The organism is Enterobacter ludwigii, assembly GCF_001750725.1.
Lineage (GTDB): Bacteria > Pseudomonadota > Gammaproteobacteria > Enterobacterales > Enterobacteriaceae > Enterobacter > Enterobacter ludwigii.
The window spans coordinates 865,193-889,237 of sequence record NZ_CP017279.1 but is presented as its reverse complement, the minus strand read 5'-3'; the positions used below and the strand labels follow the sequence as shown (position 1 = coordinate 889,237).

Genomic DNA, 24,045 nt, shown 5'->3' with positions numbered 1-24,045 from the left:
GCGGCCATGAAGCTCTCTGTCTCACCTCCCCCTTACGACGGCGCGCCCACGGTTGTCCTGATTGCCGGGCTTGGCGGGGGCGGCAGCTACTGGCTACCGCAGCTTGCCGTCCTGGAGCAAGAGTACCAGGTGGTGTGCTACGACCAGCGCGGGACGGGCAATAATCCCGACGTGCTGCCGGAAGCCTACAGCCTGGCGATGATGGCCGACGAGCTGGCCCGGGCGCTGAATGCCGCCGGGATCGTTCGTTACTGCGTCGTGGGTCATGCGCTGGGGGCGCTGATCGGCCTGCAGCTGGCGCTCGACCACCCCGATGCCCTCAGCGCGCTGGTGTGCGTGAACGGCTGGCTCACTCTGAATGCTCATACCCGACGCTGTTTCCAGATCCGTGAACGCCTGCTTCATGCAGGCGGCGCACAGGCGTGGGTAGAGGCGCAGCCGCTGTTTCTTTACCCGGCCGACTGGATGGCCGCCCGCGCGCCGCGCCTGGAGGCCGAAGAGGCCCTGGCACTGGCCCACTTCCAGGGCAAAAACAACCTGCTGCACAGGCTGAATGCCCTGAAGAAAGCGGACTTCAGTCGCCATGCCTCACGCATTCACTGCCCGGTACACCTTATCTGCTCCGCCGACGATCTGCTCATCCCTGCGGTCTGTTCCACTGAGCTGCAGGCGGCCATCCCCGGCAGCCACAAGGTGGTAATGCGCCAGGGCGGGCACGCCTGCAACGTCACCGAGCCAGAAACTTTTAATACGCTGCTGCTGAACGGGCTTGCCAGCCTGCTGCACAGCCCTGAACCCGCTTTATAAGGAGCCCTGATGAGCGAAGCGATTACCCCTGGCGCGCTGGCATCACTGTTTACCGGCGCACGCACCCATAACGGCTGGCAGGCGATCCCCGTCAGCGACGAGACGCTGCGCGAGATCTACGACCTGATGAAATGGGGTCCCACGTCCGCCAACTGCTCGCCAGCGCGGATTGTGTTTGTACGAAGCGCAGAGGGAAAAGAAAAACTGCGCCCGGCGCTTTCCAGCGGCAACCTGGAGAAAACCCTCACCGCCCCGGTCACGGCGATTGTCGCCTGGGATAGTGAATTTTATGAACGCCTGCCCGTCCTGTTCCCCCACGGGGATGCGCGGAGCTGGTTTACCTCAAGCCCGGCGCTTGCCGAAGAGACCGCCTTTCGCAACAGCGCGATGCAGGCGGCTTACCTGATTTTCGCCTGTCGGGCGCTGGGGCTCGATACGGGCCCGATGTCAGGCTTTGATCGCCAAAAAGTCGACGACGCGTTTTTCACCGGCACGTCGCTAAAAAGTAATCTGCTTATCAATATTGGCTATGGCGATACCAGCAAACTCTACGGCCGTTTGCCGCGTCTGGCCTTTGAAGACGCATGCGCACTGGCATAAGGAGCCATCATGATGACACCCGATAAACAAACCTTCCGTGATGCCATGGCCTGCGTCGGTGCGGCGGTCAATATCATCACCACCGACGGTCCTGCCGGGATGGCGGGCTTCACCGCCAGCGCGGTGTGCAGCGTAACGGATTCACCACCCACGCTGCTGGTATGCCTGAACCGTGGCGCATCCGTCTGGCCGACCTTCAGTGAAAACCGCACCCTGTGCGTCAATACCCTGAGCGCCGGACAAGAGCCGCTATCAAACCTGTTTGGGGGGAAAACCCCGATGGACGAGCGCTTCGCCGCCGCGCGCTGGGAGACCGGCGAAACGGGTTGCCCGCGTCTGGAGGAGGCGCTGGCCTCGTTTGACTGCCGTATCAGCCAGGCGGTGAGCGTGGGCACGCACGACATCCTGTTTTGCGACATCGTTTCGATTATTCGCCACCCCGCGCCGCAAGGGCTGGTGTGGTTTGACCGCGGCTATCACGCGCTTATGCGACCCGCCTGTTAACCCTCCTTAAGGAGTCAGCTCATGGCAATGTTCGGTTTTCCCCACTGGCAGTTGAAATCGACCTCTACGGAACCTGGCGTGGTCGCGCCGGATGAAAGGCTCCCGCTCGGGCCAACCTTAGTGATGGGGGTTCAGCACGCGGTTGCGATGTTCGGCGCAACGGTGCTGATGCCCATGCTGATGGGGCTTGATCCCAATCTGTCCATTCTGATGTCGGGTATCGGTACCCTGCTGTTCTTTTTCATCACCGGCGGGCGCGTGCCCAGCTATCTTGGTTCCAGCGCTGCGTTTGTCGGCGTGGTCATCGCCACCACCGGCTTTAACGGTCAGGGCATCAACCCGAATCTGAGCGTCGCGCTCGGCGGCATTATCGCCTGCGGGCTGGTCTACACGCTGATTGGCCTGGTGGTCATGAAGGTCGGGACGCGCTGGATAGAGCGGATGATGCCTCCCGTCGTCACCGGGGCAGTGGTAATGGCAATTGGTCTGAACCTTGCGCCAATAGCCGTCAGAAGTGTTTCCGGTTCGCCCTTTGAAAGCTGGATGGCGGTGATCACGGTACTCTGCATTGGCCTGGTGGCGGTGTTTACGCGGGGGATGATCCAGCGACTGTTGATCCTGGTGGGGTTAATCGTTGCCTGTCTGGTGTACGCCCTGCTGGCAAACGTCTTCGGTCTGGGCAAGCCGGTTGATTTTACGCTGCTGCATAACGCCGCCTGGTTCGGCCTGCCGCAGGTGACGTCTCCGGTCTTTAACACGCAGGCGATGATGTTAATTGCGCCGGTTGCGGTGATCCTGGTGGCAGAAAACTTAGGCCATCTGAAAGCCGTTGCGGGTATGACCGGGCGCAGCATGGACCCTTACATGGGCCGCGCCTTTGTCGGCGACGGTCTGGCTACCATGCTCTCCGGCTCGGTCGGCGGCAGCGGCGTAACGACCTACGCTGAAAATATTGGTGTGATGGCAGTGACCAAAGTTTACTCCACCCTGGTCTTCGTGGCGGCAGCGGTGATGGCGATGCTCCTCGGCTTCTCACCGAAATTCGGCGCGCTGATCCACACCATTCCCGCGCCGGTGATTGGTGGGGCATCGATTGTGGTATTTGGTCTGATTGCCGTTGCCGGGGCACGCATCTGGGTGCAGCACCGTGTCGATCTGAGCCAGAACAGCAACCTGATTATGGTGGCGGTCACGCTGGTGCTGGGGGCGGGAGATTTTGCCCTGACGCTGGGCGGCTTCACCCTTGGTGGGATTGGCACCGCAACCTTTGGCGCAATCCTGCTTAACGCCCTGCTGAGCCGCCGGGAAGCGGCCGCACCGCAGGGCGACGTGGTACATCAGGACTCTTGATTTATCGCAGCGCTGTCACGCTCTGGCAGCGCTTTTTTCTTCCGTTTCAGCTTCAGCTCACTCACCAGCACGCCGGCGACAATAAACGCCGCACCCACCAGCGCCAGCAGCGGTAAACGCTCTCCGGCGATACGCCCGAAAATGCCCGCCCATACCGGTTCACCGGTATAGATAACCGTCGCACGGGTCGGGGAAACGCTGCGCTGCGCCCAGTTCATGGTGACCTGGATGATGGCGCTAAAGATACCCAGCCCCAGCGCCACCACAACCAGCCCGGTGGACATCGGCGGAACAGACTCCCCTGCCGGCACCATGGTGGTAAAAGCCACCAGCGACGCGGTCGCCAGCTGAACCACGGTGACGCGCTTGACGTCCACTTTGCCAGCCCAGGCGCTGATCAGAATAATTTCCGCGGCAATCGCGATAGCGCCCACCAGCGTAATGATTTCGCCCGGCCCCAGCGCCAGCAGGTTGTTTTCCGGCCCGGCAAGCAAGATAAGGCCAATAAACGCCAGCACGATCCCCGTGCAGGACATCAGACCCGGTATTCTCCCCAGACAGAGCCATTGCAGTAACGGCACCAGCGGCACATACATGGCGGTAATAAACGCCGATTTGCTGCTGGTGATGGTCTGCAATCCCCACGTCTGCAGGCTGTAGCCCATGGCAATCGCAACCCCAATGGCCACCCCGGCCTTCAGTTCTTTAAGCGTCAGCCCACGCAAGGTTTTAAGCGAGAGTAACCCCACGGCAATCGCCGCCGTCGCAAAGCGCAGGCCGACAAAAAAGAACGGACCGCTCAGCGTGACCGCGTACTGGACGGCGAGAAAGGTTCCGCCCCAGAACATGGTGATCAGAATGAGAAGGGCTTCCTGAGGTTTGACGGAGAATGTGAAACGGGAGAGAGACATGCGGCACCAGCAAATAAGCATCAATCCTCTAGTGTGCGATGCCTTTGGTGACAGTTCAATGTTGCAGAAATAAAAAACCGCCGGGAGATCCCGGCGGCAGGGTATCAGCCCGGCGTATTACTTATTGCTGCCATGACTGTTTTTGCCCCCTTTTTTGCCAGCTTCTGATGCACGCTGAGGGTCATTTTTGAAATTCCCCCCGCTAGACTGGCCACCTTTACGACCTGCTTCTGATGCTCTTTCACGGTCTTCAGCGAAATTACCTGAACCACCACGATGGTTTGCCATCTCTAACCTCCAGAGTGTGAAACATTAGACATCATATTGCATTCAGTAAAAGAGGATTCTTTCACCGCGCGGCTGAAGGACAGTGCCTTTATCTGTGCCGCGTGAAATTAAGCTTAGTGGAATGCGGCTATCCGGCAAGTCAGAGGTAATATTCTGCAACATGATCTCAGCCATTCGGGTGAGATTACGCGACGACCATTTATAAGCCTTTCTTATCATTTTAAAAATCCGCAGCGGGAAAGTTGTTTCATTTTGCTACAAAGCGCTTTTGTATCCATATTGTTATAAATCAAAGAAATGCCGTTCATTTTTGCAGTCTGGCTGTGATGACTTATCTTTAAATGAACGCAGCGATCCGCTGTCAGAAAACACAAACGAGGAGTGATGCAAAATGGCAAAAGTTCTGGTGCTCTATTATTCCATGTATGGACACATTGAAACCATGGCTCACGCGGTAGCAGAAGGTGCAAACAGAGTGGACGGCGTAGAAGTTGTGGTGAAACGCGTACCGGAAACGATGCAGGCTGAGGCGTTCGCCAAAGCCGGGGGGAAAACACAAAATGCCCCGGTTGCCACCCCGCAGGAACTGGCTGATTACGATGCCATTATTTTCGGCACCCCTACCCGATTTGGCAATATGTCAGGCCAGATGCGGACCTTCCTCGATCAAACCGGAGGACTTTGGGCATCCGGAGCGTTATACGGCAAACTCGCCAGCGTCTTCAGCTCCACCGGGACCGGCGGCGGTCAGGAGCAGACGATTACGTCAACCTGGACTACCCTTGCTCATCATGGGATGGTGATTGTGCCGATTGGCTACGGCGCGCAGGAACTGTTTGATATTTCCCAGGTTCGTGGCGGGACACCGTACGGCGCCACCACCATTGCCGGTGGCGATGGCTCCCGACAGCCGAGCAACGAAGAGCTCACTATCGCCCGCTATCAGGGTGAGTATGTCGCAGGCCTCGCCAAAAAACTGAACGGCTAACTCAACAGGAGGACAAGCATGCCAACTCAAGAATCCAAAGCCCACCGCGTGGGTGAATGGGCAAGTTTACGCAACACCTCTCCGGAGATCGCCGAAGCCATTTTTGAAGTCGCGAACTATGACGAGAAGCTGGCAGAGCAGATTTGGGAAGAAGGCAGCGATGAAGTGCTGGAACGTGCCTTCGGGAAAACGGACAAAGACGCGCTCTTCTGGGGTGAGCAAACCATCGAACGTAAAAACGTCTGAACGTTTCCCCCCGCCTGAGCGGGGGGTTTTACCTATTTCGCCGCGTTATTCATCACCGCATTGAATTTATCGATTGGGCAAAAACCGTTCGCATCAACCGGACACCCCTTCAGCTCCAGCGTCACACGCTGTGCCGGCGCATCCAGTGATAATACGCTGGCGTTACGCAACTGGTCGGCGCTCTGATAGACATACTCAATCTTCATGAGCTCCTGGTTGGCGTTTTTATCATGCCAGCGCTGGAAAACAATTTTCCCGCCAATTGGCGTCCGCTCGTGCTGGTCATGCAGCTGGTACGGTTTGAAATCCAGCGCCGTAAGCAGCGACGCGATATTGGAATCATGCCCCACCAGCAGGGTGATTTTCGGCGCTTTCGCCTGCCCGGTGACGAGGGCCTGGTCGATATACTTCACCAGCGGTTTGGCCACGTTTTGCGCCACCTCGGTGGAGGTAAACAGCGAGTCCTGATAGCCATTTTTCAGCTGCGACAACACGCGCCACTGTTGATCGGTTTTAATTTCACCCCAGGCAACCTGGTCTGCCGGGAAGCCTTCGTAATACTGCAGCGTGAAGGCATCCACCAGCGAGTTACCGACTTTTAACGGACCCGATACGCCAGGTTCTTTTTCATAGTCAGCGCTGAAGGTATCTTTCGCCTCCGCCAGCGAGCACACGTTCTTCTCTTTACAGGACGGTGAATCGGCGTAATTCGTCATCTGCTCCAGCAGCTTGTAGCTCTCGCCAAGCTGCATTTTCTGCCGCTCAGTTTCCATCGCCTTCAGCGCTTTTTCACGGAATTCAGGTGAGTTATCCGTAATCACTGGGTTAAAGGTCGGATCCATGGTGCCTATTTTTTCCTGATGATGCACAGGCACATCGCACCCCGGGAAGGCGCCGGTGATAAAGAACTGCGCGGTGGCGACAGTGCGCTGCAGGCTGTTGGCATAGGCATATACGCTATCCGCGGCCGGGCACTCGCCGGTTTTCACCATTCCCTGCTGTGCCAGCCACTCGCGCATATAGTGGCCCATATAGACTTCAAGCACGCCACCTTTGGTGGTGAGCTGGCCGCCTGGCACCTCCCATTCTGGCCACTGCTTCGGTGTGGATTGCTCGAGCACGCTGCCATTGTTGGCGAGCGGCGCGCGCAAATTATGGCGACTCATGATTAAAACTTGTTCCAGCTGATACCCTTCCGGCGTCTCTTGCGCCTGCACGCCAGATGTCACTGTTATGGAACCGGCGATTGCCAGCGCGAGTAGTGCTTTTCTCATCCCTAATTCCTCACTCGTTTTAAAATGTCGCAGTGAGTGTGACAGATTCGTGACAATTTTCCGGGAAGCGTTTCGCAAACTGAGGATTACTTTTCAAGGCGATCGCCGTATTCGCTCATCCAGTCGGCCAGCGGGGAGAGCGCGCTCTGGAGGGTTAATCCCAGCGCGGTTATCTGATACTCCACTCGCGGTGGGATCTCCGGGTAGATAGTGCGCGACACCAGCCCGCGCTGCTCAAACAGGCGCAACTGCTTCGTGAGCTCTTTTTGCGTGATGGGGGCGGCGGCACGCAGCAGATCGCCAAACCGGACCGGTGCATTGAGCATAATCAGGCGATAGAGCACCGGGATGGCCCACTTACCGGAAATCAGGTTTACAAACTGCGTCATCGGGCAGAGATAAACCTCAGATTTTTTTTCACAGGGTATAGTGAGTGATTCCGCCATAGCACACCTCTTGCCTCATTAGTATCCAAATGGTACCTGGTTTCCTTTCGATACTAACGTTTCTATAGTGCTTTCTCCAGAGTCATTTCAGGAGAAGCACATGGGTCGTTTAGCAGGTAAATATACGCTGATTACCGGCGGTACTTCCGGTATTGGTCTCGCTACCGCGCAGGAATTTATTGCCGAAGGGGCGCACGTTGCTGTCACCGGACGTAACCCGGATACCCTTGCCGAAGCACAACGCATTCTGGGCGATAATGCCTGGGTTATTCCGACCGATGCGGGTGACATCGCCGCGCAAAAAGCGCTGGCGGACACGCTCGCCTCTCGCTGGCCACGTCTTGATGCCGTGTTTATTAACGCCGGCGATGTGACGCACGGGCTGCTTGAAGAGTGGCAGGAAGACGCCTGGGATCGCCTGATGGGCATCAACCTTAAAGGACCGTTCTTTTTGATTCAGGCCCTGCTGCCGCTGCTCAATAATCCCTCCTCTGTGATCCTGTGCGGGTCCGTGAGCGCCCGCATCGGGCTGCCTGCCAGCAGCGTTTATGCCGCCAGCAAGGCGGGATTACTGTCGCTGGCACGCACGCTGTCAGGGGAGTTGTTGCCGCGCGGTATTCGCGTCAACGGCCTGAGCCCGGGTCCGGTAGAAACACCGGCATTTAATAAAACGGGGTTAAGCGAGGAAGCGCTCAAGGCGATGCTGGGGGATATCACCAAACTTGTGCCGCTGGGCAGAATGGGCACGCCGACGGAGCTGGCGAAAGCCGCGCTCTATCTTGCCTCTGACGAATCGCGCTATATGGTGGGAACGGAACTGCTGGTCGACGGCGGAATGGGAAACCTGTAGGTCAAAAGGCGCTGATGCCGGTGACGATGCCGACATACAGCGCCGCCCATACGACGGCTGAAATCAGGCTTACCGCGTACACCTTCGCCGCGTTCAGTCTGAGCATGCCCGCTGCCAGCGGGACGATATAGCGCAGCACCGCCAGGAAACGCGCGGTAAAGAGCACCAGCACGCCGTTTTTCTGCAGCTGATGTTGTACCCGCAAAAATTTCTCGGCGTGCCGGGAGGTGAAGCGCGTGACCAGCCGCGTGTGGCCCATCAACTGGCCGATATGATAATTCAATACCGACCCTGTTGCGGCACCCGCCGCGACAGCCAGCCACGTCAGTCCCGGATGCAGGCTGGTCTGGCTGACGGTGATCCCTGCCAGCAGCATCACCGAGGCCGGCGGAAGCACGGAGGAAACCAGTACCGTAGACTTGCTCAGCGCGATGACGAAAAGCAGCGCGAACAGATGCGTCGGATAGAGCGCAAAATGATTCAGCAGATTGTCAAACCACATCATATTCCACCCCGCAGCGTTCGTGATGCTGACCATTAGAAACGAACAACCTTAAATGGGGTATCAACCGCTCAGACCTCCAGCAGGAAGGCATTAACGACACGCGAAAATGTCAGCGCCATTTAGAAACACAGAGGTGTGGAATTATACTCTCTTGAGCAATAACCTCCGTCATTGATGAATAATCGATGTCATTAATACGCGGGATTAAATTATTGTTCTAAACGTTTCTTAAACGTCTTTTAAATTCCACAGCGCGATTTTTAAAGTGGCGTATTATCCCTCTCGTTTTACAACGATCTCGTTATGGCGAGGCTCCTGTACAAATACACGTTATCGCTCTGGTGGGTTCGAGAGAACCGGCACAGGGTAAAACAGGCACTGTCGAATCAAGGCTTTGTCAGTATAACTTCCCTTACGGGATACGGTGTACAGTGCTGAACCCAGGACGTGGGGATCTCCTCTTCGACATGCCCTGTCTTGCTCGCCCCTGAGAGATTTTATTATTCAAAGGGAATTCACTATGTCTTACGCTATTCACAATCAAAACCTGGCATTCAATGACAGCGCAATCGCGCAATATATGAATACCGATTTTATCGTCCTCGATATTTCATTATGCGTGGCGCTGGCACGCGAGCAATTTTTCGAAAAATTAAAAGAGGATGATATTCCATCGCATATTTTCCTCGAAGATAACGGTCGGCTGGCAGGCATGGTTGCGGTGCGCAAACTGCTGCAGACCGCCGATACGGTACAGCCGGTGAAAACGCTGATGATTTCTCAGTTTCTGCAGGTCAAACCGGAAGACGAGCGTGCCGATGTCGCCGGGCTGCTGGCCCACGGCGAGGCGGATGTCGTGCCGGTGGTCACGCACGGTAAAGTGGTCGGCTGCCTGACCGAACGCGAAATCGCCCATCTGCTGGAAGATGATGTCACCGAAGATGCCCAGCTCCAGGGAGCAACGCTGCCGCTGGAAAAGCCGTATCTGGAAACCAGCCCCTACAGCCTGTGGAAAAAACGCTCCGTCTGGCTGCTGCTGCTGTTTGTCGCTGAAGCCTATACCAGCTCGGTTATTCAGCACTTCGAAGAGGCGCTGGAATCCGCCATTGCCCTGGCCTTTTTTATTCCGCTGCTGATAGGGACCGGTGGGAACAGCGGGACGCAGATCACCTCCACGCTGGTGCGTGCAATGGCGCTGGGTGAAGTGCGTCTGCGCGACGTTGGCCGCGTGTTACGAAAGGAGATGACCACCTCGCTGATGATTGCCGCCACGCTTGGTCTTGCCGGGTGTGTTCGCGCCTGGATGATGGGTATCGGGCTGGAAATTACCCTTATCGTCAGCCTGACGCTGGTCTGCATTACGCTGTGGAGTGCGATTGTCTCGTCAGTTATTCCGATGGTACTGAAGCGCTGCGGCATTGACCCGGCCGTCGTTTCCGCGCCCTTTATCGCGACGCTTATCGACGGAACCGGTCTGATTATCTACTTCAAGATTGCGCAGTACACGCTGGGGCTGGAATAAGAGTGCAGCACCTCACCCGCCGGGATGAGGTGCTCACCGTTTTACATATCGCCAAGCTGATGTGCGATATCACGAAGCTGTTGCGCCAGCGCCTGCAGGTTTTTGCCCTTCTCACCTTTCGGCCCGGTCGACTGCCGCACCACCAGCCGGGCAGGCAAAATGGATGACAGGCGCACGGCATTGTCTTCGCCACTGTCAAGAATGCGGCGCACCGCCTCTTTCCCCTGCAGATCCAGATCCAGCGATACCGTGGTCAATGCCGGATAGAAGAATGAGCTTTCGTAGGTGTCATCGTAGCCAATCACCGATTTTTCACCCGGAATGGAAATCTGATGCTGATGGAAAGCACTTAATACCCCCAGCGCCATCTGGTCGTTGGCCACCAGCACGGCAGAAAATTGCGGCGTCTCGCGCAGCATCTGCAACGCACCCGCGTAACCGCTCTGCGCATCCCAGTTCCCGCGGATCACCGAGGCCGGCTCCAGACCGTAACCTTTCAGGGTTTCAATCCAGCTTTTCAGCCTGAGCTGCGCCGAGACAGAAGAGGCTGGCCCCGCCAGCAACGCGATTTCCCGGTGCCCCAGTTCGTAGAGATATTTGACACTGGCACGGGTGCCATCTGCCGGGTTAAACGAAACGTTAAACACGGAACTGTAAGGGTCAACGTCGAGGAACAGACAGACGATATCGTCGTTGTCCGTCGCGATTTTCTGCGCCTGCTCTGCTTCCAGCGGGACATTGATGATCACCTTACTGACGAGCTGAGATTTCAGTTCATTGATCGAATCCTGGATGCTGTGGTTGACGTTCTCATCAATCATGGAGATCAACACCTGATACCCTTCCACATTTGCATAACGTTTTACCGCCGCGGCGACCTGTGACGGCGCATGCAAAGCCAGCGAAATCGTCACCAGTCCGACGGTCTGGGTCTGCTTTCCGACCAGCTGCTGCGCCAGGCGGTTCGGGACATACCGCAATAACTCTATGGATTTCTCCACCTTGTGACGCGTGGCTTCGGATACATTGGCAGATTTATTCAGTACCCTGGACACGGTCTGATAGGAGACGCCCGCATGGCGTGCGACGTCCTCTAACGTTGCGCTTTTCGACTTCATGGTCCGGTTCCTTATGTTGTTATGCGCTGATTGTATCAGGGGCGATATAAAAAAACGTCCACTGGGCACGTCTGGCTGCCATAACACCATCAAAAAGTATTACGTTCACAATACTACATTTCTGGTCACACCTCATCAATCGTAACAAAATTGGCTATTTTATTTGCACTTAATCACAGATTAACGATCACGCAATTGCCAGAAAAAAGGTTTAGGCATTTTATGACAGCGGATTTGTGAACGTATTACAAAACAATAAGAGGGTAACAATGGACACGACGATCCGCTCTGTATCTGTTGCGTTGGCTGCCGCGTTAGCGTCTCCTTCGCTGTTTGCAGCGTCTTCAGTACCAATTGATTTTCATGGGTATCTTCGCTCCGGTGTGGGCGTCTCACGGGATGGTGGGATGGAGGAGTGGCAAAAAAATAAAATTGGCCGTCTGGGTAACGAGGCCGATACCTACGGCGAGCTGGAGCTGGGCTCAGAGGTGTACAAAAAGAACGATGTCAGCTTCTACCTCGACAGCATGGTGAGCATGGTCTCTGACGGCTCTAACGACAATGAAACCACCTTCGGCGACGATGCGCAGTTCGGGTTGCGTCAGCTGAATCTGCAGATCAAGGGGCTGATCCCCGGCGATCCGAACGCGGTGATCTGGGGCGGTAAGCGCTACTACCAGCGCCATGACCTGCACATCATTGACACCAAATACTGGAACATCTCAGGCGCGGGTGCCGGTATCGAAAACTACACGCTCGGACCGGGTGCGGTGTCCGTGGCCTGGATCCGTGGCGATGCCAACGACGTGGACTACCGCGTGGACGGCGATAGCGACGTTAATATCAACTACATCGACCTTCGCTATGCGGGCTGGAAGCCGTGGGCGGGTGCATGGACTGAAGTGGGCATTGATTACGCCATGCCAAACCCCACCAATAAGCAGAAAGAGTACGGTGGGCTGTATGAGGCCGATAACGGCGTCATGGTCACCGGTGAGATCAGCCAGGACATGTTAGGCGGCTACAACAAGCTGGTGCTGCAGTATGCGAACAAAGGCCTGGCGCAGAACATGGTGTCCCAGGGCGGCGGCTGGTATGACATGTGGAACTACGTGAACGACGCCAGCGGCTACCGTGTGATTAACACCGGCTTAATTCCGATTACGGACAAGCTCTCCTTCAACCACGTGCTGACCTGGGGCTCGGCGGATGACACCACGCAATTCACCGATAAATCGCGCCTTGTCTCGCTGGTGGGTCGCGCGCAGTACCAGTTCACCGAATATGTGCGTCTGATTGGTGAAGTGGGCGGTTTCTACCAGAAAGATACCTACACCGACGGCTCCAGCTACAAGCAGAGCGGAGAGAAGTACACCCTCGCACTCGGACTGGCGGATGGGCCTGATTTTATGTCGCGTCCGGAACTGCGCGTCTTCGCCTCTTACCTGAATGACTCCGAGAAAGGACAATCCTTCGAAGACGGCACCGCAAATAATACCTGGAACGTTGGCGTGCAGGTGGAAGCCTGGTGGTAATGTTTATTTCCTGATATGCGTTAATCGTTATTGTATATCCAACAACTGGCAGTCTATTATCCTGGTTTGGGATAGCCATTATTTTGGCTATCCCTTTTTTATTATTAGTGATTAAAATGCGCATCTAATAATTGCCGCAAGGTATCAGACTGGCGGCCAAATATCGCATGCACCTGCTGGCCGATAATAATCACGCCCAGCGCCCCCGCCTGTTGTAACGCCTGCGTATCCACCTTATTTAAATCTTTTACCGTGACGCGCAGACGGGTAATACAGGCTTCAACATGTTCGATATTATCGTCGCCGCCGAATGCAGGAATTAAACGCTGAGTTATTTCACTGTCCATAATACGCCTCTCTGTTATGCAGATAAAAAAATGCCTGCTCATAGAGCAGGCGCCTTCAGATTGATTAGCCAGGGTTGTACGACGCGACGCCCTCAGCGACTACGCTCTACGTCTGAGTACCCGACAATCCCACGGCAGCAGAGCGGTATCACCCGCGGCGGCGGCATCGGTCATGCAGTCGGTATACCCCTGCGGCAGCGTAATGAGCTGCTGCTGGGCGGTGTAGTTCTGCACAAACACCCACGTGGTTTCGCCGTCCGTGCGGGCCGTTGCCACCACACCCGGTGGGAAATCGCATTCCATGGCCCGCGGCAGCGCCAGTTCGTCAATAATCCCGGCGAAGAAATCACGCTGGAACGGCAGATCGTTGCGCGACGCCACATGCCACGCTTTCCCCTTACCGAAACGGTTCACCGTCACGGCAGGCCGACCGGCGTAGAAATCATCCCGGTAGGTCGCCAGCGGCTGAGCGTTTTCGACATGGATCAGTTCGCACAGATGACGAACCTGATACGGGCCCTGCAGGCCAGCCGCATTACCCGCCAGCCCCTGTACCAGATTACGTTCTCCCTCACCGAGACAGTCGATCTCTTCTGCCCAGATGCCGAGCAGTTTACGCAGCGGCCCCGGGAACCCGCCGAGATGACAAAGATCGCTTTCATCCACGATGCCGCTCCAGTAGGTGGTCACCAGATGGCCGCCCCCGGCGACAAACGCTTCTGCGCGTTCGGCGAAGCCTTCCCGCACCATATAAAGCATCGGCGCAATCACCAGCGCGTACTGGCTGAGATCGCCATCGGCATCAATCACATCCACCGCGATGCCTTTTTCCCAGAACGGACGGTAGTGTTCGTTAACGGTTTTTTCGTACTCCATCCCCATGTTGCGCGGCCCTTCGGCATCGTCCAGCGCCCAGCGATTTTGCTGGTCGAAGATAATCGCCACCCGTGCCTGTGTGCGACACCCGACCACCCCCGGCAGGCGCTCAAGCATTTCGCCCAGACGCGTCACTTCGCGCCCGACACGCGTATCAAGATGTCCCACGTGGTCGATAACCGCCCCGTGGAATTTCTCCACCGAACCGCGGCTTTTACGCCACTGGAAGTACTGTACGGCATCGGCCCCGTGTGCCACCGCCTGCATTGACGAGAGAATATGCATCCCCGGCTTTTTCAGCTTGCTGGTCGGCTGCCAGTTGGTGGTGCTCGGCGTGGACTCCATCAGCACAAAAGGTTTTCCGCCTTTCAGGCTGCGCATCATGTCGTGGTACATGGCGGTGTAGCAGGCGAGCTGGGTTTCGTCTTTCTCCTTGTGCCACATCGGGTAGCTGTCCCAGGAGATAAAGTCGATCGCTTTCGCAAGCTGCCAGTAGTCGTAATCGTAGAAGTACTCCATGAAGTTGGTCGTCACCGGCAACGCTGCGTTGACGGCTTTTAGCGGCGCAACCTCATGGCGACAGAAATCTGTTACCTGCGCCGTATTAAAGCGGCGCCAGTCGAGGTTCAGACCGTGAATGGACACCTCTCCCTGCGGCGCAGGGGACTCAATCTGCGACCAGTCGCTATAGGTGTGGCTCCAGAAGGTGCTCCACCATGCGTGGTTCAGCGCATCCAGGGTTTTGTAGCGCGCTTTCAGCCAGTCACGAAAGCGCTCCTGGCACAGATCGCAGTGGCACTCACCGCCGTACTCATTGGAGATATGCCAGCCCAGCACCGCCGGGTGCTGTGAATAACGCTCAGCCAGTAAGCTATTCATTTTGAATGTCTTCTCACGGTACACCGGGGAAGACATACAGTGGTTATGACGTCCACCGTGCAGCGCAGGCACGCGGTTACGCCCTACGCGCAGCACCTGCGGGTATTTTTGCGACATCCATGCCGGGCGCGCACCGCTCGGCGTGGCGAGGAAAATATGGATCCCCGCTGAATATAATTTATCAATGACGTTATCCAGCCAGACAAAATCATATTCCCCTTCACGCGGTTCGAGCTTCGCCCAGCTAAATATGCCCACCGACATGACATTACATTTCGCCTGCTGCATCATGGCAATATCTTTTTCAATAATACCGGGGTAATTCTCCCATTGCTCCGGGTTATAGTCGGCGCCATGCAATAACGCAGCGACCTTCGAACTTAAAGGCGCAAATTTATTCATATTAAAAACGTCCTGAAGTGAAACAGAATACTATTTAAATACCGTTATCGACGGCAGCACTTTGCCATGACAATCAAATAACGCCTGGTTTTCGCGGGCATTTCCCTCTTTCCAGTCATCATGGATATATTTCATGCCGGTTTTGGTGGCCCATGTGGTGCCCGGTACGGCAATCCAGGTCGGCTCCCAGTAGAATAGGCCCTTACCGCGACGATCGGGAACGTCAATCACGGCCTGCATTAAATCGTGGATATAATCGTACTGACCCTGCACGGTGCCGGGGTAGCCACCGTCCTTCTCTTCTTTAGCCTGGAAACTGTTTTCTGCGTTATCGCAGTTCTCCAGCGTATAGCCATAGGCCGCTTCCACCACAATCACGTCTTTGTTATAGCGTTTGCTGATGTCATCCATATTGGCTTTGAGCGCGCCGATCGGGCCATTCCAGTAGGTGTACATCGACAGGCCGATAATATCGAACGGCACATCGCGCTTCGTGATCTCATCAAACCACCAGCGGAAGGTGTCATTTTTAGTGCCTTCGGCCAGGTGCAGCATAATTTTCACCTGCTCGCCGTCGGTCAGGTTCTCCTTCATCCCGCTGATTGCGGCGTTGAGTAACCCGGCTACGCGGTCAAACTCGCCGCCACCCTGCCCCCAGCTTTTGCCTTCCGGCCAGAGCAGCCCGCCATTGATTTCATTACCAATCTGGACCATGTCCGGCAGCACGCCCTCTTTTTTAAAGCGGGCAATGGTGTCGCGCGTATAGTCATGGATTGCCGTTTTAAGCTGCGGGTAATCCATCTTCTCCCAGGCTTTAGGTTTGAACTGTTTGCCCGGGTCGGTCCAGAAATCGCTGTAGTGGAAATCGAGCAGGAGTTTTATGCCCTGGGCCTTTACGCGCTTCGCCAGCGCCAGCGTGTTTTCCAGATTGTTACTGCCGCCCCCGTAGGTATTTCCGTTGGCATCCTGCGGATCCACCCACAAACGCAGGCGCACATAGTTCACGCCGTTGGCTTTCAGAATGGCAATCGCGTCCTGCTGCTGGCCATTCTGGTTATAAAATGTTGCGCCATGCTGTTCCGCCTCGAGCAGCGTCGAGATGTCCGCCCCCTTAATAAAGTCTGCCGGCATGGCGTTAAAAGGACGCGTTTTTACCCCGTCCGCGGCGAACGCACTCGCGGCAAGACCGCAAGAAAGACAAACAGCAAGCAAAGCGGGTTTGAGTCTTTTCATGGTTATCCTTTAGTACTCCCGGAGGTCAGACCGGAAACGAAGTATTTTTGTAAGGCCAGATAAAGGATCGCGACCGGCACCGCAATCAGCACCGCGCCTGCCGCGTAGGTGGTGTAACTGGCACCCATTTTTTGCGCCACCAGGTTATAAAGCCCGATGGGTAAGGTGTATTTGTCCGGGGTGCGCAATATGGTGCTGGAGAGAATGAAATCCCCCAGCGGCCCGGTGAAGGAGAACAGCGCCACCACCGCCACAATGGGTTTGGAAAGCGGCATGATGATCTCGATGAAGATGCGGAAGTTACTGGCTCCGTCCATGCGCGCGGACTCGTCCAGATCCTTAGGAATGGCGTCCAGGTAGCCCTTCATCAGATAGGTATTCATTGGGATCATGCCGCCAACGTAAATCAGCACCAGCGCCAGATGGCTGTTGATTAAGCCCAACAGCTGCGAGAGCACGAAGATGGCAATCAGCGCCGAGAACTGCGGGATCATCTGCAGCAGCAGGAAGAGCATCAGTCCGTTCTGCCGCCCCTTAAAGCGAAAACGCGAGAAGGCATAGGCGGTAAAGCTAACGCTGATTAAGGTCAACACCATGGTCAGGAAGCTGATTTTCATCGAGTTCCAGTACCACGTCATGTAGTTCACCTGACCATTAAACAGGTCGGCGTAATGCTGGAACGACAGGTTCTGCGGAATAACAGAGGAGCTTAACAGGCTGTTGCCCGCGTTGAGTGAGGCGCCCACCGTCCACACCAACGGGTAAATGATGATGACCGACACCAGCACAATAACCAGCCAGGAGAGTGAAAGGCGGACCCATTTCTCACGTTTAATACTTTGTGATTTAGCCATTGTTACGTCCCTTACGCCATGTCGTCATTTTTGAAAGATTTGGTGGCGCGGAACTGCCATAACGCCAGGCCGACGACAAAAACAGACAGCAGGATGGTGATGGTCGCCGCAATGGCATATTGCGAAGATGACATCGTCAGTTTGTAGATCCACGACACCAGAATGTCGGTGCCGCCCGCATTCGACCCCACTACCGCCGGCCCGCCGTTATTGAACAGATAGATGATGTTGAAATTATTGAAGTTAAAGGTGTATTGCGTAATCAGGATCGGCGCTATGGCGTAGAGCACCAGCGGCAGCGTAATGGTCCGCAACCGGGTCCAGCTGCTGGCGCCGTCCATGGTGGCCGCTTCATACAGGTCATCAGGAATGGCCTGCAGCACGCCGGTGGTCATGGCGAAAACAAACGGGAAACCAAGCCAGGTTTGCATCATGATCAGCGCCGTTTTGGTCCAGAACGGATCGGTCATCCAGGCTTTAGGCGCAATCCCAAAGAAGGCCAGAATGGCGTTGTTAATCACCCCGAACGAGTCATTAAACATCCCGGCGAAAACCAGGATGGTGACAAAGCCCGGCACCGCCCACGGCAAAATAAAGATGGTGCGGATCAGCGGCTTAAAGCGTAAATCTTTCTGGTTCACCAGAATCGCCAGCAGTACGCCCACCGTACACTGCAGCGTAGTGGCGAGCAGCGTCCAGACCACCGTCCACTGCAGCACGTCGAAGAAGGTGGAACGCCAGATAGAGAGCGTAAAGATATTGATGAAGTTCTTAAACCCGACCCAGTCAACCAGCTTAGCCGGCGGCGTGTGGTAGAGGTTGTAATTGGTAAAGGCGATGGCAAACCCGAACAAAATGGGAAACACCACCACAAACACCAGCAGGATAAAGCCCGGGGTGATCATCAGATACGGGAAGCCGTCGCTCAATAGCATCTGATACTGTTTACGCACGCTGTTAAGCTGCAACCCTTCGTCACGTTTCAGGCCATTGACCCACGCATCACGCATCGACAGGTAATACACCATCACGCCGAACGCAGCGATTAACACGCTGATGATCCCCTCCGCCAGCAGGAAGATGGAGTTGTCGCGTGGCACCTCCTCACCCAGCGTCACCAGTCCCCACAGCCCTTCGCGCAGAAAATCAGCAAATACGCCGATAAAACTGGCAAGCAGCACCAGGAAGATGACCCCTTTCAGCCACTGACGGTGGTAAAACTGACCGAAGCCGGGAATGACCGCCAGCAGCAGGCTGGTCCAGGCGTGACGCCCGGCCACGCGCGGTTTGGCAAAATGTTCCGGGATGATACTCACAAACAACTCCTTTCAAAAAACGGGAGAGACGCCCTCCCGTTCTTCGACGTCAGAAAACTACTGGTTGCTGGCCTGCATGGCTTCGATTTGCATCTGAACCTGTTTTTCTGCGCTGTCGAGCGCGGCTTTCGGATCCTGTTTACCGGTCAGGCTCAGCTCGAGGGCCGCGTTCGCCGGAGCCCAGACTTCACCCATTTCCGGAATGCCCGGCATCGCTGTCGCCCGTGCGGCCTGCACGGCAACCGCGCTGGCTTTCTCGTCGTTCTTAATGAGCGGATCGTCAATCATCGCGGTCAGCGGCGGAATTTCACGCGTCGCGATATAGCGCGTTTTGACGTACTGCGGCTGGTTGATAAATTCGATAAATTTCTGCGCCATGGCTTTGTCTTTGCTCCAGGTAGAGACGACATAGCCCTTCACGCCCAGGAATGAACTCATTGGCTTACCGTCCGGCAGCGTCGGCAGCGGCGCAACGCCGTAGTTAATGCCCGCCGCTTCATACGGCTGGAACGCCCACGGACCGTTGATGACGGCTGCCGCTTTTTTCTCGGTAAACAGAGAATCGATCGCATTCAGACCGTTATCGCCAATGATCCCCGCCGGGAATACGTCATCGGCATAGAATTTTTTCAGGTAGGTGACCGCGTCTACCGCGCCCGGCTTGTTCAGGCCCACGTCGCTGGCGTTATAACCGCCTTTATCGTTTTTACCGAAGATGTACCCGCCCATCGGGGAGATAGCCCCCCAGCTGTAGTAAATCTGGTCGAACTTGGCGAGCAGGCCGTACTGGTTTTTGGCGCGCTGCTGTTTAGAAAAGTCATACCAGTCCTGAAGTGAATTGAGCGGCTTCGCGATCAGGTCTTTGTTGTAAATCAGCACCAGCGTCTCAACCGCTTTCGGCACACCGTAAAGGGTGTTATCCATTTTGAAGGCATTTATCGACGCCGGCGTGTACTGTTCGGTCTGCTTCGCCTCCAGATTCAGGGGGGTCAGCAGCCCTTGCACAACCGCGCCGCCGAGTTGATCATTGGGAATGACCAGCACGTCCGGGCCAATTCCTGCCGGGCCGTCGAGGCGCAGTTTTTCCAGCTGCTGCGCGTAAGGCATCTCCTGCAGGTTAACCTTAACGTCGTACTGCTTTTCGAAATCGGCGACCGCGTCTTTAATGCCGGACGACTTTTTGATGTCTTCCCAGACGTTAAGCTGCGTGGTGGCGTGAGCCTGCACCGCGAGCGTAGAGAGGATCAGAGCAGCGAGTATGTTCTTTTTCATTATCAACCTCATGTGAAGGTATAACAATTTTATGGTTGTTATTGCATTTCACCGCCATACACCTTCGCCAGAAAACCGACTAACACTGGCGTACAACGTATAACATCAAATGCCTTTGGTTTGGTATACGCTACCCTTCACATCATGATAACTCTACAAAAAACTGTAAGTTGTGTGATCGTCATAACATTAATGGAATATCGGTATAGGGTGCGTGAATACTGGAAGTTATAGTCAGAGCAGACAAATTGCACCGTCCAGCCATGTAGCAAATAATTGTTATACGTAATACATACGCGGCGGTTTACTCGGGGAATACAGATGTCGAACATACAATTGAGGAATGTCACCAAACGCTTTGGCGACACCGTAACCTTGCACAACGTGAATCTTGAGATTGAAGACGGTGAGTTTGCCGTCTTTGTCGGTCCTTCCGGCTGCGGTAAATCGACAATGCTGCGCATGATTGCTGGACTAGAGGACATTAGCGAAGGGGAAGTGTTGATTGGTGACGAGGTGATGAACGACGTTGCCCCCTCCCACCGCGGCGTGGCGATGGTGTTTCAGTCCTATGCGCTCTACCCACATATGACGGTGGCCGAAAACATGGGCTACGGCCTGAAGGTCAATAAGGTGCCGAAAGATCAGATCCGCCATCAGGTCGAGATGGTGGCCAAAACGCTGCAGCTTTCCCACCTTCTGGATCGCAAACCTAAGCAGCTTTCCGGCGGCCAGCGCCAGCGTGTGGCTATTGGCCGCGCCATCGTGCGTAATCCGCGGGTCTTTATGTTCGACGAACCGCTCTCCAACCTGGATGCCGAGCTGCGCGTGGAGATGCGTCTGCATCTTGCCCGTCTGCACCAGGAACTGAAAACCACCATGGTGTATGTCACCCACGACCAGATAGAAGCGATGACCCTGGCTGATAAAATTGTGGTGATGAACTACGGAAAGGTTGAGCAGATGGGCGCGCCGATGGAACTCTACTACAAACCGGCGAACAAGTTCGTGGCCGGGTTTATCGGCTCGCCGAAGATGAATTTCCTGCCGGCAACGGTAGAGGCCTGGCAACCGGGTGAGCTGACGGTGAGATTATCCCAGCAGAAGACGCTCACACTGGCCCTGACCACCACACCGTTGAACGCAGGCAGCCCGGTGACGCTGGGCATTCGTCCGGAACATTTAACCACCGATCTCCGCCACGGCACGCGGCTGACGTTTAACTGTGAAGTGGTTGAGCGTCTGGGCAACAACACCTACCTCTTTGGTCAGTGCTACGGCCACGACAATGTGAAGATTTTGCTGCCGGGCGATGTGAAATTCGCGCCGTGGCAGCAAATTGATGTGGCTTTTGATGATCGCCACTGCATGGTGTTTGACGAGCAGGATGTGCGGGTGAGTGCCGACATCGATGAAGCGGTACGCTCGGTCGCTTAACCCGCCAGACGCGTTACCGCACGCGTAAAGGCATCAATCGCCAGCGCGACATCCTCAGCCATCACCGATTCCGCCGGATGGTGGCTGACGCCTGCCCTACACCGCACAAACAACATCCCTACCGGCCAGCGCTCCGCCAGGGCGATGGTGTCATGACCGGCACCGCTCGGCAGCGATAATGTCTTCCCCTGCACCGATTCTACAGCCTCCGCCAGCAGCGCCTGCAGACGTGTATCGCATGGCGTGGCGGCGATTCGGTAAAATTCGTCGGCTGCAAAATGTATTCCGCGACGGGCCGCTATCGCCTGCGCCTGCGTCAGCAGTACAGTAAGCAGAAGGTCAAGCGGCGCATCCTGCGGGCCGCGAATATCTAACGAGAGCGCGACCTCGCCGGGGATGACGTTTACCGCACCAGGCAGACAGCGCAACTCACCCACCGTGGCCACCAGGTTGCCGCCGTGCTGACGGGTGGTGTTTTCAATCAGCACCATCCATTCGGCGGCGGCGGCCAGCGCGTCCTTACGATGCGCCATCGGCACGGTCCCGGCGTGGCCGGCCTCACCGGTGAAGCGGCAGTTCAGACGACGCGCACCGTTAATGGCTTCAACCACGCCCAGCGCCAGACCGGCCTGTTCCAGACACGGTCCTTGTTCAATATGCAGCTCCAGACAGGCGCTGAAATCATCCGGGCGTCTTGCGGCCATCGCGACACGGCTGGGATCTAACCCTGCCTGTACCATCGCCTGCGCCACGCTGATACCTCTGGCATCGCACGTGTCGAGCCAGCCCGCAGTCCAGGTGCCCGTCAGGGCGCGGCTGCCCAACAGCGTGATACCAAAGCGGGTACCCTCTTCATCGCAAAAGCCGACAATCTCAACGGCCTGCGCCAGCCGTTTTCCCTGCTGGTGCAGGCTGTCAACGACTTCAATGGCCGCCAGCACCCCCAGCATCCCATCGTAGCGTCCGGCATTGCGCACGGTATCCAGATGCGAGCCAAGCAATACCGCCGGTGCGCCCTCCTGCTCGCCTTCATAACGTCCGCAGATATTCCCCACGCTGTCCTGCCAGACGGTCATGCCCGCCTGGTTCATCCACTGCCCGACCAGCTGGTTAGCCTGCAGATGCTGGGCAGAGAGATACACGCGGGTAAGGGAATCCTGGGTTTCGCTGATGGCGGCCAGCGCATCGGCGCGGGCCATCACACGTTCTGCCGCCTGCTGGCGTGTCGCGTGATTCATAGCGCCGTCTCAGTGCGGTAATGATCCCACGCGGCCTGCATCGCGGCACCCTGCGTAGTGGAAAACTTCAGGTAGTTCAGTACCGACTCCAGCGCACTCAGGGTTGTCATCACGCAGTCTTTACGCGCGTTATAGCCCATGGTGCCAATACGCCACACTTTGCCGTGCAGCGGACCAAACGAAGTACCGATTTCAATGCCGAAATCCTCCAGCATCAGTTTACGCACCTGGTCACCGTTTACGCCCTGAGGGATAAGCACGCCCAGCACGTTGTTCATCTTGTGCCTGAGGTCGCCGAAGGTCTCGAGTCCCATCGCCTGAATACCTTTCAGCAGCGCATCCCCGTGCAGCTTGTGGCGGGCGATACCGTTATCCAGCCCTTCCTGCAGAATCAGGCGGGCACATTCGCGGGCGCCAAACAGCGCGGTGGTCGCTTCGGTGTGGTGGTTCAGACGCTCGGGTCCCCAGTAATCCATCACCATGCCGAGGTCGAAATAGTTGGAGTAAATCATCTCTTCGTCGCCGTCGCGATGGGCATCGGTACGGATCCCCTCTTCGATGCATTTGCGGCGACGGATTGCCTCTTCCATCCGCGGGCTCAGGGTAACGGGCGAGGTACCGGACGGACCGCCAAGACATTTCTGCATCCCCGCCGAGACCGCATCCAGCCCCCAGGCATCGGTCTCCAGAGCGTTGCCGCCGAGCGACGCGGTAGCATCGGTATAGAACAGGACATCGTAACGACGGCAGATTGCCCCGAGTTCTGCAAGCGGCTGCAGCATGGTGGTGGACGTATCCCCCTGCACGGTTAACAGCAGGCGCGGACGCACGCGTTTAATGGCATCTTCCACCCGATCCGGTGTGAACACCTCGCCCCACGGTACCTCGATGGTGTGGACCTCTGCGCGGCAGCGGCGGGCAATTTCGCACAGCAGATGGCCGAAGCGACCAAAAACGGGCACCAGCACTTTGTCCCCCGGACGAATGGCCGATACCAGAATCGCTTCAATTCCCGCGCGGGAGGTGCCGTCCACCAGCATCGTCCAGCGGTTTTCCGTGCGGAACACGCCGCGGTAGAGTGCCATGACGTCGTTCATGTAGTGGGTCATCGCCGGATCGTACTGGCCGATAAGCTGGCTCGACATGGCACGCAGCACGCGCGGATCGGCGTTGATCGGCCCCGGCCCCATCAGCAGACGTTGTGGCGGATTGATTTGCGGAAATTGAGCGATATCCATTTTTAAGTC

Annotated in this window: 24 protein-coding genes and 1 riboswitch; of the genes, 10 read left to right on the top strand and 14 right to left on the bottom strand. The window is 56.3% G+C overall.

Features of this window, described 5'->3' with window-relative positions; translation table 11 throughout:
• Positions 1–6: 6 nt before the first annotated feature.
• Genes rutD through rutG form a run of 4 tightly spaced genes read left to right on the top strand, consistent with a single transcriptional unit; the run spans position 7 to position 3,261 of the window.
• On the top strand, positions 7–807 hold the full coding sequence (rutD, locus tag BH714_RS04125; RefSeq protein ID WP_020884719.1) for a pyrimidine utilization protein D: 801 nt from the start codon (positions 7–9) through the stop codon (positions 805–807).
• A 9-nt stretch (positions 808–816) separates the two neighbouring features.
• Complete coding sequence (locus BH714_RS04120) at positions 817–1,407, top strand: malonic semialdehyde reductase (RefSeq protein ID WP_020884720.1); 591 nt, start codon at positions 817–819, stop codon at positions 1,405–1,407.
• A 9-nt stretch (positions 1,408–1,416) separates the two neighbouring features.
• Positions 1,417–1,911, top strand: a complete 495-nt coding sequence (gene rutF, locus BH714_RS04115; RefSeq protein WP_040017115.1) for an NADH-dependent FMN reductase RutF — start codon at positions 1,417–1,419, stop codon at positions 1,909–1,911.
• Positions 1,912–1,932: 21 nt separating this feature from the next.
• Positions 1,933–3,261: a pyrimidine utilization transport protein G gene (rutG, locus tag BH714_RS04110; protein ID WP_014169495.1), complete on the top strand. Its 1,329-nt coding sequence runs from the start codon at positions 1,933–1,935 to the stop codon at positions 3,259–3,261.
• On the opposite strand, the gene BH714_RS04105 is transcribed toward rutG, so the two are convergent.
• Both BH714_RS04105 and BH714_RS04100 read right to left on the bottom strand, forming a co-directional pair.
• Complete coding sequence (locus BH714_RS04105) at positions 3,249–4,172, bottom strand: DMT family transporter (protein WP_040017114.1); 924 nt, start codon at positions 4,170–4,172, stop codon at positions 3,249–3,251. The two genes, rutG and BH714_RS04105, sit on opposite strands and share 13 nt — an antisense overlap.
• A 117-nt stretch (positions 4,173–4,289) precedes the next feature.
• On the bottom strand, positions 4,290–4,460 hold the full coding sequence (locus tag BH714_RS04100) for a con-10 family general stress protein (RefSeq protein ID WP_001273664.1): 171 nt from the start codon (positions 4,458–4,460) through the stop codon (positions 4,290–4,292).
• A gap of 391 nt (positions 4,461–4,851) precedes the next feature.
• On the opposite strand from BH714_RS04100, the gene wrbA reads away from it, so the two are divergent.
• Together wrbA and BH714_RS04090 are read left to right on the top strand one after the other, a co-directional pair.
• A complete protein-coding gene (gene wrbA, locus BH714_RS04095) occupies positions 4,852–5,448 on the top strand; it encodes an NAD(P)H:quinone oxidoreductase (protein ID WP_014169491.1) in 597 nt (198 codons plus the stop codon).
• Between the two features lie 18 nt (positions 5,449–5,466).
• Positions 5,467–5,694 carry a YccJ family protein gene (locus tag BH714_RS04090; protein WP_014169490.1) on the top strand — a complete coding sequence of 76 codons (228 nt, stop codon included), beginning with the start codon at positions 5,467–5,469 and terminating at the stop codon, positions 5,692–5,694.
• Positions 5,695–5,726: 32 nt separating this feature from the next.
• Here BH714_RS04090 and agp read toward each other — a convergent pair whose 3' ends face one another.
• Together agp and BH714_RS04080 are read right to left on the bottom strand one after the other, a co-directional pair.
• Positions 5,727–6,968, bottom strand: a complete 1,242-nt coding sequence (gene agp, locus BH714_RS04085) for a bifunctional glucose-1-phosphatase/inositol phosphatase (RefSeq protein WP_040017112.1) — start codon at positions 6,966–6,968, stop codon at positions 5,727–5,729.
• 86 nt (positions 6,969–7,054) lie between these two features.
• Positions 7,055–7,414, bottom strand: coding sequence for a winged helix-turn-helix transcriptional regulator (locus BH714_RS04080; RefSeq protein ID WP_020884724.1), 360 nt, complete (start codon positions 7,412–7,414; stop codon positions 7,055–7,057).
• A 100-nt stretch (positions 7,415–7,514) separates the two neighbouring features.
• Between BH714_RS04080 and BH714_RS04075 the strand changes: the two genes are divergently transcribed.
• Complete coding sequence (locus BH714_RS04075; protein WP_032681279.1) at positions 7,515–8,264, top strand: SDR family oxidoreductase; 750 nt, start codon at positions 7,515–7,517, stop codon at positions 8,262–8,264.
• A gap of 1 nt (position 8,265) precedes the next feature.
• Here BH714_RS04075 and BH714_RS04070 read toward each other — a convergent pair whose 3' ends face one another.
• Positions 8,266–8,769: a DedA family protein gene (locus tag BH714_RS04070; protein ID WP_040019009.1), complete on the bottom strand. Its 504-nt coding sequence runs from the start codon at positions 8,767–8,769 to the stop codon at positions 8,266–8,268.
• A gap of 290 nt (positions 8,770–9,059) precedes the next feature.
• Positions 9,060–9,229, top strand: a riboswitch (M-box (ykoK) riboswitch).
• Between the two features lie 60 nt (positions 9,230–9,289).
• Here BH714_RS04070 and BH714_RS04065 point away from each other — a divergent pair.
• The gene (locus tag BH714_RS04065; protein WP_040017110.1) at positions 9,290–10,291 is read left to right on the top strand and encodes a magnesium transporter; all 1,002 of its coding nucleotides are present in this window, start codon (positions 9,290–9,292) and stop codon (positions 10,289–10,291) included.
• A gap of 41 nt (positions 10,292–10,332) precedes the next feature.
• On the opposite strand, the gene BH714_RS04060 is transcribed toward BH714_RS04065, so the two are convergent.
• Entirely contained in the window at positions 10,333–11,409 is a 1,077-nt protein-coding gene (locus BH714_RS04060) for a LacI family DNA-binding transcriptional regulator (RefSeq protein ID WP_040017109.1), read from the bottom strand.
• A gap of 269 nt (positions 11,410–11,678) precedes the next feature.
• Between BH714_RS04060 and BH714_RS04055 the strand changes: the two genes are divergently transcribed.
• Positions 11,679–12,944, top strand: a complete 1,266-nt coding sequence (locus BH714_RS04055; protein WP_040017108.1) for a maltoporin — start codon at positions 11,679–11,681, stop codon at positions 12,942–12,944.
• Positions 12,945–13,048: 104 nt separating this feature from the next.
• On the opposite strand, the gene BH714_RS04050 is transcribed toward BH714_RS04055, so the two are convergent.
• From BH714_RS04050 to BH714_RS04025, 6 genes are all read right to left on the bottom strand, one after another.
• Entirely contained in the window at positions 13,049–13,291 is a 243-nt protein-coding gene (locus BH714_RS04050; protein WP_073395886.1) for a PTS sugar transporter subunit IIB, read from the bottom strand.
• 99 nt (positions 13,292–13,390) lie between these two features.
• Positions 13,391–15,448, bottom strand: coding sequence for a beta-galactosidase (locus tag BH714_RS04045; protein ID WP_040017107.1), 2,058 nt, complete (start codon positions 15,446–15,448; stop codon positions 13,391–13,393).
• A gap of 30 nt (positions 15,449–15,478) precedes the next feature.
• Positions 15,479–16,681 (bottom strand): glycoside hydrolase family 53 protein, encoded by a 1,203-nt coding sequence (locus tag BH714_RS04040; protein WP_040017106.1) that lies wholly within the window; start codon positions 16,679–16,681, stop codon positions 15,479–15,481.
• A 2-nt stretch (positions 16,682–16,683) separates the two neighbouring features.
• Positions 16,684–17,535, bottom strand: coding sequence for a sugar ABC transporter permease (locus tag BH714_RS04035; RefSeq protein WP_014169479.1), 852 nt, complete (start codon positions 17,533–17,535; stop codon positions 16,684–16,686).
• A gap of 11 nt (positions 17,536–17,546) precedes the next feature.
• Positions 17,547–18,851, bottom strand: coding sequence for a carbohydrate ABC transporter permease (locus BH714_RS04030; protein ID WP_020884733.1), 1,305 nt, complete (start codon positions 18,849–18,851; stop codon positions 17,547–17,549).
• 57 nt (positions 18,852–18,908) lie between these two features.
• Positions 18,909–20,123 carry an extracellular solute-binding protein gene (locus BH714_RS04025; protein ID WP_040017105.1) on the bottom strand — a complete coding sequence of 405 codons (1,215 nt, stop codon included), beginning with the start codon at positions 20,121–20,123 and terminating at the stop codon, positions 18,909–18,911.
• Between the two features lie 321 nt (positions 20,124–20,444).
• Here BH714_RS04025 and BH714_RS04020 point away from each other — a divergent pair, with 321 nt between their 5' ends.
• The gene (locus BH714_RS04020; RefSeq protein WP_020884735.1) at positions 20,445–21,560 is read left to right on the top strand and encodes an ABC transporter ATP-binding protein; all 1,116 of its coding nucleotides are present in this window, start codon (positions 20,445–20,447) and stop codon (positions 21,558–21,560) included.
• Here BH714_RS04020 and hpxK read toward each other — a convergent pair.
• Both hpxK and BH714_RS04010 read right to left on the bottom strand, forming a co-directional pair.
• Complete coding sequence (gene hpxK / locus BH714_RS04015) at positions 21,557–22,798, bottom strand: allantoate amidohydrolase (protein WP_040017104.1); 1,242 nt, start codon at positions 22,796–22,798, stop codon at positions 21,557–21,559. The two genes, BH714_RS04020 and hpxK, sit on opposite strands and share 4 nt — an antisense overlap.
• On the bottom strand, positions 22,795–24,036 hold the full coding sequence (locus BH714_RS04010) for a pyridoxal-phosphate-dependent aminotransferase family protein (protein ID WP_014169474.1): 1,242 nt from the start codon (positions 24,034–24,036) through the stop codon (positions 22,795–22,797). The genes hpxK and BH714_RS04010 overlap by 4 nt, the downstream gene beginning before the upstream one ends.
• Positions 24,037–24,045: the final 9 nt, after the last annotated feature.

Bases quoted from the DNA above. Each gene is read 5' to 3' on its own strand.
- BH714_RS04060 (WP_040017109.1), bottom strand. From the start codon at position 11,409: ATGAAGTCGAAAAGCGCAACGTTAGAGGACGTCGCACGCCATGCGGGC.
- rutG (WP_014169495.1), top strand. From the start codon at position 1,933: ATGGCAATGTTCGGTTTTCCCCACTGGCAGTTGAAATCGACCTCTACG.
- BH714_RS04105 (WP_040017114.1), bottom strand. From the start codon at position 4,172: ATGTCTCTCTCCCGTTTCACATTCTCCGTCAAACCTCAGGAAGCCCTT.
- agp (WP_040017112.1), bottom strand. From the start codon at position 6,968: ATGAGAAAAGCACTACTCGCGCTGGCAATCGCCGGTTCCATAACAGTG.
- BH714_RS04070 (WP_040019009.1), bottom strand. From the start codon at position 8,769: ATGATGTGGTTTGACAATCTGCTGAATCATTTTGCGCTCTATCCGACG.
- rutD (WP_020884719.1), top strand. From the start codon at position 7: ATGAAGCTCTCTGTCTCACCTCCCCCTTACGACGGCGCGCCCACGGTT.
- wrbA (WP_014169491.1), top strand. From the start codon at position 4,852: ATGGCAAAAGTTCTGGTGCTCTATTATTCCATGTATGGACACATTGAA.
- BH714_RS04100 (WP_001273664.1), bottom strand. From the start codon at position 4,460: ATGGCAAACCATCGTGGTGGTTCAGGTAATTTCGCTGAAGACCGTGAA.
- rutF (WP_040017115.1), top strand. From the start codon at position 1,417: ATGATGACACCCGATAAACAAACCTTCCGTGATGCCATGGCCTGCGTC.
- BH714_RS04010 (WP_014169474.1), bottom strand. From the start codon at position 24,036: ATGGATATCGCTCAATTTCCGCAAATCAATCCGCCACAACGTCTGCTG.
- BH714_RS04050 (WP_073395886.1), bottom strand. From the start codon at position 13,291: ATGGACAGTGAAATAACTCAGCGTTTAATTCCTGCATTCGGCGGCGAC.
- BH714_RS04040 (WP_040017106.1), bottom strand. From the start codon at position 16,681: ATGAAAAGACTCAAACCCGCTTTGCTTGCTGTTTGTCTTTCTTGCGGT.
- BH714_RS04065 (WP_040017110.1), top strand. From the start codon at position 9,290: ATGTCTTACGCTATTCACAATCAAAACCTGGCATTCAATGACAGCGCA.
- hpxK (WP_040017104.1), bottom strand. From the start codon at position 22,798: ATGAATCACGCGACACGCCAGCAGGCGGCAGAACGTGTGATGGCCCGC.
- BH714_RS04045 (WP_040017107.1), bottom strand. From the start codon at position 15,448: ATGAATAAATTTGCGCCTTTAAGTTCGAAGGTCGCTGCGTTATTGCAT.
- BH714_RS04090 (WP_014169490.1), top strand. From the start codon at position 5,467: ATGCCAACTCAAGAATCCAAAGCCCACCGCGTGGGTGAATGGGCAAGT.
- BH714_RS04025 (WP_040017105.1), bottom strand. From the start codon at position 20,123: ATGAAAAAGAACATACTCGCTGCTCTGATCCTCTCTACGCTCGCGGTG.
- BH714_RS04120 (WP_020884720.1), top strand. From the start codon at position 817: ATGAGCGAAGCGATTACCCCTGGCGCGCTGGCATCACTGTTTACCGGC.
- BH714_RS04075 (WP_032681279.1), top strand. From the start codon at position 7,515: ATGGGTCGTTTAGCAGGTAAATATACGCTGATTACCGGCGGTACTTCC.
- BH714_RS04080 (WP_020884724.1), bottom strand. From the start codon at position 7,414: ATGGCGGAATCACTCACTATACCCTGTGAAAAAAAATCTGAGGTTTAT.
- BH714_RS04035 (WP_014169479.1), bottom strand. From the start codon at position 17,535: ATGGCTAAATCACAAAGTATTAAACGTGAGAAATGGGTCCGCCTTTCA.
- BH714_RS04020 (WP_020884735.1), top strand. From the start codon at position 20,445: ATGTCGAACATACAATTGAGGAATGTCACCAAACGCTTTGGCGACACC.
- BH714_RS04055 (WP_040017108.1), top strand. From the start codon at position 11,679: ATGGACACGACGATCCGCTCTGTATCTGTTGCGTTGGCTGCCGCGTTA.